Source organism: Mesorhizobium sp. M5C.F.Ca.ET.164.01.1.1 (assembly GCF_004792125.1).
Lineage (GTDB): Bacteria > Pseudomonadota > Alphaproteobacteria > Rhizobiales > Rhizobiaceae > Mesorhizobium > Mesorhizobium wenxiniae.
Window position 1 is genome coordinate 1 of record NZ_SRTG01000358.1, and the last position, 326, is coordinate 326.

General features: G+C 65.0%; 1 protein-coding gene. It reads left to right on the forward strand.

The features are described from left to right. A partial coding sequence (locus tag EN807_RS33800; protein ID WP_189522692.1) for an anhydro-N-acetylmuramic acid kinase occupies window positions 1–326 on the forward strand: 326 nt, incomplete at both ends.

Genomic DNA, 326 nt, shown 5'->3' on the forward strand with positions numbered 1-326 from the left:
TCACACCGCGCTGCTGCGCGCGGCGGATGCCAACGGCGACATGGCGGTGCTCAATCTCGGCGGCGTCGCCAACATCACCTGGTGGGACGGCAAGGACAACATTGTCGCCTTCGACACCGGGCCGGCCAATGCACCGGTCAATGATTTCATCAAGGCGAAAGGCCTCGGCGAGATGGACCGCGACGGCAGGCTGGCTGCCGCCGGCACGGTCGACGAGGAAAGGCTCGCGCGGTTGCTCCTGCATCCTTATCTGACGAAACCCTATCCAAAGTCGCTCGACCGCTTCGACTTCACCGCGTCGATGGCCGAGGGACTCAGCGCGGAGG